The organism is Lactobacillus sp. UMNPBX17 (assembly GCF_002553735.1).
GTDB lineage: Bacteria > Bacillota > Bacilli > Lactobacillales > Lactobacillaceae > Lactobacillus > Lactobacillus gallinarum.
In genome coordinates, this window is record NZ_PCYT01000064.1 from 1 (window position 1) to 8,048 (window position 8,048).

11 protein-coding genes are annotated in these 8,048 nt (G+C 39.4%); all 11 read right to left on the reverse strand.

The features are described from left to right. Window positions 1-23: 23 nt before the first annotated feature. The 11 genes from CP368_RS10850 to CP368_RS08540 all read right to left on the reverse strand — a co-directional run bounded on the left by CP368_RS10850 (window position 24) and on the right by CP368_RS08540 (window position 6,909). Window positions 24-821 carry a LysM domain-containing protein gene (locus CP368_RS10850; RefSeq protein WP_233185848.1) on the reverse strand — a complete coding sequence of 266 codons (798 nt, stop codon included), beginning with the start codon at window positions 819-821 and terminating at the stop codon, window positions 24-26. Further along, window positions 821-1,825 (reverse strand): replication initiation factor domain-containing protein, encoded by a 1,005-nt coding sequence (locus tag CP368_RS08490; protein WP_233185849.1) that lies wholly within the window; start codon window positions 1,823-1,825, stop codon window positions 821-823. Before CP368_RS08490 ends, CP368_RS10850 begins: the two co-directional genes overlap by 1 nt. Before the next feature lie 255 nt (window positions 1,826-2,080). Further along, window positions 2,081-2,425 carry a single-stranded DNA-binding protein gene (locus tag CP368_RS08495; protein WP_089150218.1) on the reverse strand — a complete coding sequence of 115 codons (345 nt, stop codon included), beginning with the start codon at window positions 2,423-2,425 and terminating at the stop codon, window positions 2,081-2,083. A gap of 13 nt (window positions 2,426-2,438) precedes the next feature. Next, window positions 2,439-3,215 (reverse strand): site-specific integrase, encoded by a 777-nt coding sequence (locus CP368_RS08500; protein ID WP_233185850.1) that lies wholly within the window; start codon window positions 3,213-3,215, stop codon window positions 2,439-2,441. A gap of 29 nt (window positions 3,216-3,244) precedes the next feature. Further along, window positions 3,245-3,397, reverse strand: coding sequence for a YvrJ family protein (locus CP368_RS08505; protein ID WP_087712505.1), 153 nt, complete (start codon window positions 3,395-3,397; stop codon window positions 3,245-3,247). Window positions 3,398-3,643: 246 nt separating this feature from the next. Beyond that, a complete protein-coding gene (locus CP368_RS08515) occupies window positions 3,644-3,880 on the reverse strand; it encodes a DUF2922 domain-containing protein (protein WP_087712496.1) in 237 nt (78 codons plus the stop codon). Between the two features lie 21 nt (window positions 3,881-3,901). Next, complete coding sequence (locus CP368_RS08520; protein ID WP_087712497.1) at window positions 3,902-4,120, reverse strand: hypothetical protein; 219 nt, start codon at window positions 4,118-4,120, stop codon at window positions 3,902-3,904. A gap of 228 nt (window positions 4,121-4,348) precedes the next feature. Beyond that, window positions 4,349-4,663: a hypothetical protein gene (locus tag CP368_RS08525; RefSeq protein WP_087712498.1), complete on the reverse strand. Its 315-nt coding sequence runs from the start codon at window positions 4,661-4,663 to the stop codon at window positions 4,349-4,351. 1 nt (window position 4,664) lies between these two features. Beyond that, window positions 4,665-5,156, reverse strand: coding sequence for a hypothetical protein (locus CP368_RS08530; RefSeq protein WP_089143124.1), 492 nt, complete (start codon window positions 5,154-5,156; stop codon window positions 4,665-4,667). 164 nt (window positions 5,157-5,320) lie between these two features. Further along, on the reverse strand, window positions 5,321-5,764 hold the full coding sequence (locus tag CP368_RS08535) for a hypothetical protein (protein ID WP_087712500.1): 444 nt from the start codon (window positions 5,762-5,764) through the stop codon (window positions 5,321-5,323). A 47-nt stretch (window positions 5,765-5,811) separates the two neighbouring features. After that, window positions 5,812-6,909 (reverse strand): replication initiator protein A, encoded by a 1,098-nt coding sequence (locus tag CP368_RS08540; RefSeq protein WP_087712501.1) that lies wholly within the window; start codon window positions 6,907-6,909, stop codon window positions 5,812-5,814. Between the last annotated feature and the right edge of the window lie 1,139 nt (window positions 6,910-8,048).

Genomic DNA, 8,048 nt, shown 5'->3' on the forward strand with positions numbered 1-8,048 from the left:
GCCGCACCATGCACAAAAGCAAACTAAGCAATGCGGACTACTTGTCCGGCAAATATGCGATCTTCTGCTATCGCCCGATTGAGTGCGAGCAAATCAACTACAGGCATGCCATGTCTGCATGCAATTGAGTACCAGGTATCACCAGGTTGTGCCACATAGTCAAAGTCGACCAAGGAAAGCTGATAGCCGCTGTCGTCAGTATAGTAGCCGTAATAATCATAGGCCAGATACTGTACATCGCCCTCCACTTCATCAGTATAAACCCATGTGCCAGCTTCCGGGACGCCTGAAGCCTTGGCACCGCAATTAATAATGGTTAAATTAATCATTTTCGGCAGTTTAGACAGATCATACAAGCCATCATCTAGGTCACGCTTGAAGAAGGCTAGATCAATGCAGGAGCGGTCGTGGTAACGAGAGAGTAAATCGATCATTTCGATAATCCGTTCTTCACGATTCTTGCAGAATCTATCGCTGTTTATCAAAAGGGTAATTTTGCTCTTACTGGTGTAATAGAGCTTTACCAAACGCTTGGTAAAAGCAATGACATCATCAATATGCTCATGAAGGTCAGTAATCATAAAAGCATGTGTGGTCATCTCTGCCTTACGCGCTAGGTCAGTATGAATGGTTGCAAATTTATGATACTCAAATCCTGAAACGTGCAAGCACACACTTACTGTATTAATACCAAGCATTTTCAAGCGTTCATAGTGTTCAGGGGTTGATGTGGTAATAGCTGAACAATAAGCCATTCTAGGGTAATTTTGGGTAGTTACTGTTCTTGGTGGAGTTTGAATTGTAGTAGTCATTTGTGACATTATGCTGGAGTTCCTTCCTTTTGTAAAAATTGTGTAATTGCGTCTTTATGCTTCTGTGAGAGCCTTTTTGAGCCTTCGACTAGAATTGATCTAAACCAGGCTAAATCACCCTCATGAGCCTCTAAAATAGCTGAAAGCGTTGGAGAAATTTGACGGTCGACCCAAGAAATCATGTCTTCGATTGTTTTATCTTCTTTTTCAATTGTGAGCTGTAGTTTTTCGACATTTGATAAAAGTTCACTCCACCAAGGAGCCGTGGGCCATCTGGCTTGATTTCGATCAGCTATCGGCAAAATAAATCGTAAGTACTGTTTGAGGCTTCCTCTCAGCACGTAGCCTGGAGATTTATGACCATTTATCATGTGATCTACCAGTTTTTTCGCGCGATCTTTGCGATAAACCATTTCAAGGCGTGTCCATTTTTCAGGAATATCTTTCTGATCTGAATTAATCTTACGCTCTAGCGTCTTGTCATATACTCGGCAAAAAAGATCTGAAGCCTGAGAGCCGAAATACATCGTCCTACCTAAAAATGCATTGGTCGACGTTTGTCTTGACGTGACTTCGTCCCATTTACTCCAGCGAGAGGTAAAGTGCCCTTTGATCGCGGCATCGTGAATTTTGTCATAACTGACTATTTTTGATTCAAAATCATCGACTGCCAGGTCAATTCTCGTAAAATTCACGCGTTCATGTGCTGAGAGGACGCGGATAAGGTGCATTAGATCATGCTTTGCGGAGTATTGTCTGCAGCCTTGTCCTGTAATCATGACGTGTATGCCGCTCTGCGGGTTGATTTTAGTATCCAGGTCAACAACATCAGAATTGGCGGTAAACATGACGAAAATACTGCCACCTTGCCATTTGAGTTGATTATGGTACCCGAATCTTCCCTTGGCCAACGGTGAAAAATCCATCCAACCAAGATCTAACGTGTTAATCACCTTGGGTAATTGAGTGTTAAGCACGGTAAACTCTAGCCAGTCAATTTGTACTTTTAACATTGTCTCTATCCTTTTTTTCTGCATTCATGTATTTATTACCCCCCTATTACCCCCCTATTAGTAATAGGGGGTGTTAAGTACGAAACTCTTCTTTTTCTTGGGGCTAGCCCCAACCCCCACGCTCGCCGCTAGGCAAGGAAGCCAACTTTGTTGGTTTCCTTGTTTATAGCTTTAAAGCGAAAAAAGCTGTCAACTCCTTATCCTCGGACTTTGCAAGTCCTGCGGTACCGTTGACAGCCCTTTAGTTTTAGTTAACTACGCTGCCATTTTGGTTTCCATAGCAGTGGATCTATTTGGATCATGTAAGAAATTAATAGTCGATACCACGATTGTATGATGATATCTGACACACTTGGTATCATCGTCAATTGAAGTAGAAACTTGGAGACGACCTTGACACAAGACCTGTCGACCCTTTCCGCAATGCTGGGCAGTCGCAACTGCTAGCTTGTCAAAAGCAACGCACCTGATGAAATCCGCCTCATCTCGATTATTTTGTCGAGGTACGGCAACGGTAAACCAAGCATAGTCACGACCGTTGGAACTTTTCTTTAATTCAGGTGCATTTGTTAATCTTCCAAGTAACTTAATATCATTCATCTCTAATCTTCTCCTATAATTCAATTTTCGGTGTTAAATCGCTCAAATCTACTAGTGCAGACTGAGCATAGTGCGCAGTCATACCAAGGCTTTTATGTCCAAGCAAATACTGCACAGTTGTCAGTGGCACTCCTTTTTCAGTTAAAAGCGCCGCAAAGGTATGTCTAAGCAGGTGACAGTGAAAAGGTATGCCGGTCTTTTTGGCAAAATTTGTGGCATAGCCTTGCAAAGTCCGCTTAGATACTCTAAAAAGCGGGCGATTATCGACTTCTAGCTCGGCACGATACTTCCAAACTATTTCTGCTGCTGTCTGATCGATAATCGGTATGCATCTATCGCTGCCCCACTTGGCTTCGTGAATGTCGATGTAGACGGTTTTTCCGCGCAGAGTGATGTCTTCTGGCCGAAGATGCGCGGCTTCGCCTACACGGCACCCACTGCCATACATGAGCCAAAAGGCGGCTCTCGCATTTTCCTGAAGACCATCGATGTAAGCTTTAAAAATCTTCAGTTCTTCGTCGGTCAAACGTTTGATTCGTTTGACTTTGACATTTTTAGGGTAATCCGCAGGTCTGATCGGCACCTCAGAAATATACCCTTTGCTATATGACCAAACCAAATATACATGGATTGTCGATAAAATTCCACGGATTGTAGAAACCCGTGAACACTTTTCTAGGTCGATGCCCATTTTTTTTACCTTTTTCAATCTTCGCTCATATTCTCGTAAAGTCCCCTCGGCGCGACCTTCAGCACGCATATCTTCTAAAAATTCTTCGATTTTTTCCATTTGCGTAAATATAGAAATTGGTCGTGTGTCTACAATGAATCTTTGCCAGTGGGCCGAATTGCTTCAGATAGCTTGATAACAGCATTTGTAAGCCCATCCAGCTTAGTTTCTATGCGCATTATCAGCAAAATTGCGATTGCCACCCCAGCAGCTTGATCCATAATCATCTTAAAAATGTCCATATCTTATCCTTTCCGGATAATCTCACCCATGTTTGAAGCACAAACCTTGCATAAATCGAGCGATCCGACCAGCATATTTGAGCTCTCAGCGTTTTTAACATCCAAGCGGTAGCTGACATCCTTAACCCGACTGCAAAGCTCACATTTACGATATATGGGCTGAGCATATCCTACTAAATTTAGATAGTCCTTCATTTTCTCTCCTTACAAAAAACGGGAAGGGAACCAAATCCCTTCCCTTAAGCATTATTCAGCTTTTGCATCTGATGCAAAGATATCGTCAGTTTGAGTGGTGTAGTACTCAGCACCAACAACCTTAGCGTAGATAGCTACGCCGTCTTTTTCAAAGGCTGCGGCATCAACGATCTTTTGCATAGCAGACTTAACAGTTTCAGCTGAAAGATCCTGCTTAGGATATCTAACAGTGATCATGCTAGTTTTGTCTTCTGCAGTCTTAAACTTTAATTTTAAAACCTTCTTCATGGTCTATTCTCCTTTCTATGATTAAGCTTGTGGGACAACACGTGAGTTGTCTACTGCATAGATTTCATCACATGATGCGTCAAAAACATCTGTTAAAGCTTCGCTTACTGCATAAATTGCATCTGGTGTTGCTCCATCCTTCAAATTTTGAAGGGTAAAGTTATACTGGCCGCCCTTAGCAAGCTTAGTTCCCATCACAAATTTAGCTTTTCTGTCTACTAATTCTGCGGTTTGTGCCATTTTAGTCACTCCTTTTTCTTAGATTGATTTCTGTTAAAGGTCGAGAGTGTGAAACTCGAAAATTACTTGCGAAAGCATCAAAAAAAGCAATGATGCTTTCTCTGCGATTACTTTCTTCGCGATACATCATTGCTTAGTTTCTTTTCTTAAATTTATGTCTTTCTTGATGTGGTTTTATTATAACAAATAGTTATGCTTTGTGCAAAGCCATAATTAAATAGAATTGTATTACTCAATAATTTTTGAAATAGCCAATGGCTGATAATCTTTATATGCCTGCAACATTGCTTTAACAATCTGAGAGTCAAAATCAGTATCCAATTTTTCATTCAGTATCTGTTTGAAATCTGTAAAACTAATTTTGTCCTTCTGTCTGAGAATATCCAAAAATAGCTTGTCAATTTCATCAGATTGTTTTGAAGAAATCCCATAGTACAAGAGAAATGCTTCTCTATTAGGTGGGAAATCCAGTTTATCAATACAATCACGCAAAACGGATCTCATCAAATACAGTGTATATGTTAATTCATCAGATTCATGCATTTTAGACCAACAACTCCAGACCTAATCTAATCCAATATGCTAATGTTCTAGCGGTACTTGGGTTAACATGTGATGCGATTAATGCACTAGCAATTTGATCTTGAACTGCCTTAAATGATAAATCTTCCCATCTTGAAAGTTTTCTTAGCGTGGGAGTAACTTTATTGAGAACATTTCCAACTTCTACAGCAGCTTTTCTTCCTGCCACTTTTCCTACGGCACTAACTAATTTATTTCGATTTTTTAATACTGCTTTAACTGCAACCTTAGCACCTTTTCCCCAACCAATTTTTGATTCATTTAATGATTGTTCATTCTGAAAAGAAATACCATTGGTTGGTACTTGAAAAGTCTGTGTACTGCTATCAGAAGCCGTTTGAGTCGAAGAAGATGTCACTTCGGCAGCTTGCACACTATTTGAAACTACTTCAGCAGTGGGAACACTTAACAGAAGCGTTACTAATGACGTGAATACAACCTTTTTCAATTTCATTATTCTCACTCCTTATAAAACGCAAACATACTAAATGTTTACAAAAAATAATAATACCTATTGCTTTATTCCAGAATAGGCTTGTTTCAATTTGTTTATCATTTTATAAAATTAGCATTAAATATCAATAGTTAATACACATTTTTTTATCATTTTTAGTTAATCTATCTAAAAATCCAACTATACCAGTGTTTATCAGTCTTTTTATCTGAATCTAACTTCTCAGAGCTCGTCTCATCACTGTCTTTATGCATTAGTTGTGGTTTATCAGCGAGATTTAATTTCTGTGCCTGGTCAGCTAATCTATTAGCTGTATCTATCTGTTGATCTTTAATAGCCAGCTGTGATTTTAAGAATTCCACTTCTTCAGATAGTGCCTTAATGCGCGCATTTTTTTCCTGCATCAAAGCTTCCTTTGCATCTGGCTTAGTATCCCTATTATCATGGGCTTTCTTAAAGTCTTCTAACACTTGTGCAGAGTATAAAGGTGCATTACCTTTCATCTGTGCATTTTTAATTTTATGCTTAGCCAGCCAACGAGTAATTGTTGAACGATTATAGCCTGTAGACTTTGCAATATCAGCGACTGTGTAGAATTTTTTAGACATAATTTTCTCCTTTTGTTTGCACTAGTGCGCATTGATGCACGCATATATTAATTGCTGATAGCTTCTCTTTTTTCTAGAATTTCATCCGCGTAATTCTGGAACATATTCTTATAAGCTCCAAAGATGTAATTTTCGATATTAACTTTTTTACCTTCGTCATATATTCTTCGCGTCCGATTAAGTACCCGTCTCATCGTATTGCTGATTTCTTTTTGTAGTTTATGAGGCTCGATTCCCATTTCATTGAGGAACTGAATATCACTTGAACTTAACTTACGATTACCATCAATATTCAAAACAGCTTCAGCATATTTTATATTTTGCTTTTTTAACTCCTTAACAACACTGTTCTTAGCATTAAGAACGATGCCAGTTATTCTAGCCAAATCTTTAGGAGTTTTAACCCACATACTTAACAGTTTATAAGTATCTTGGTTAAAGATAACTGTGTCTTTTGTATCAGTTTGAGTGTAGTAGTTAGCAGCATTTTTTACTAAGTCTTTATTTTGTGCATCGATTTCTGCAGGAGTGTAATTACTTGGGGAGAAATCTAATTGAGTATTTTCCTGTGTCTTAATTGTATCTTCAGAAGAAGTATAGTATAGATAGGGTTCGATTTTCGAACTTCCTTGTGGCTGTAGGGCTGAGGCCCCGTTTTCCGGAAGTTCGAAAATCGAACTTCCTTGTGGCTGTAGGGCTGAGGCCTTGTGGTCTGGAAGTTCGAAAATCGAACTTCCTTGTGGCTGTAGGGCTGAGGGGTCATTGTGGTGTGAAATTAGGTACACATCGTCGGCATTTACTTCTGGTCGGAGCAAATATAATCTATTAGGTTGATTCAATCCAATTCTTTTTTGCTCAAGTAAATTTGCTTTTTCTAGTTCCTTTTTGATCTTAACTACTTTTTCCTTAGCGCAATTAAGCATGTTCATTAACTCTTGGTTAGTGAAGATGAAGTAAATATTGCCATTGTCGTCAACCCAATTGTTTTTAACGGAGTAGGAGAAACGATCTTTAAGGATTGCGTATGCCACCTTAGTTTCTAATTTCAGTGGCTTATACTTTTCATTGGTAAAGAAGACCATAGGAAGCTGGTAAAACTTCTCAGCATATTCTTGATTGACATTGTAATAATTCTTTTTTGGCATTTTAAAAGCCCCTTTCTGTGTGTGAAGCACTTGCAGGGGCTTTAATTAATTATTCGTGTTGCATTAAATAGAGTTTGCCCTTTGACCAAGGGAAAACTTGTTGTATAATATTATCAAACGAAATATTAATCAAAGCACCTGCCCGAACTACCAATTCTGTAAGTGCTTTTTTTATTGATTTAGGTATATTATACCAAATTACCAAAGGCGATGGAACCCACGTTTGTGCGATTCTATCGCCTTTTTGCTACCAAAAAAGCCGCCCCGAAGGACGGCTTTGGTCTGTTAATGCATTACTTTTAACGCTTAAGCATTTCATTTAGTTCATGTAGGACTAAGTGAAGTTCGTGCAAAAACAGAATAGTTAGGATTGAGAAAATTACTTCTTGCATGATATTGCTCCTTTCTAGCTTTTTACAGCGATGTAGGGGCATAGACATGCCAAATTTATTTTACCATGTTATAATAATTATAGGATTGAGGAAATGTTCTTGCGTGAGTAAGGACATGTCTAAGGACGGCGGTCAACTGACCGCTTTTTTTGTTACCTGGAAAGTTTGTGAATTTTGTAAATATGCAAAAATAAAAAGCCTAATTTATGGGCTTTTTGAATTGTGTACGGTTTTATTTCACAAAGTAAAAAACATGGTCCTGGTAAAAATGTCGTAAAAATGCGGGTTAATACCAGCTATCATTAAAATTGCTATTTTAATGAGTAGTGCAATTTAGGTATCAGGAATAGCCTGTAGCTTTGACTGGCTGACCGAGCCGATAAGGAGAGACGCGTCCGCAGGCGTGGCTCGACCGGCGCAGGGCAGACACGGCATTGCGGAGGGCTATTCCTGATACCCTTATATCTTTCATGGAACACAAAAATGCACCAGATACAGGTGCATTTTTTGTTATTTCAAGGATATAAGGCTTTTGTGCATGGTGCGGCTTCGCTTTGGCAACGACCACATGGGAAGTCTCCTCAATAGCGAGTAAGCCAATCGCCCACTTTTATTAGAAGGATGGGATAGTGAGCGATTGGCTTACTTAAGGCTATTGAGGAGCCTTCCTGTCTACAACCGCGCGGCACTACGCCGCACCATGCACAAAAGCAAACTAAGCAATGCGGACTACTTGTCCGGCAAATA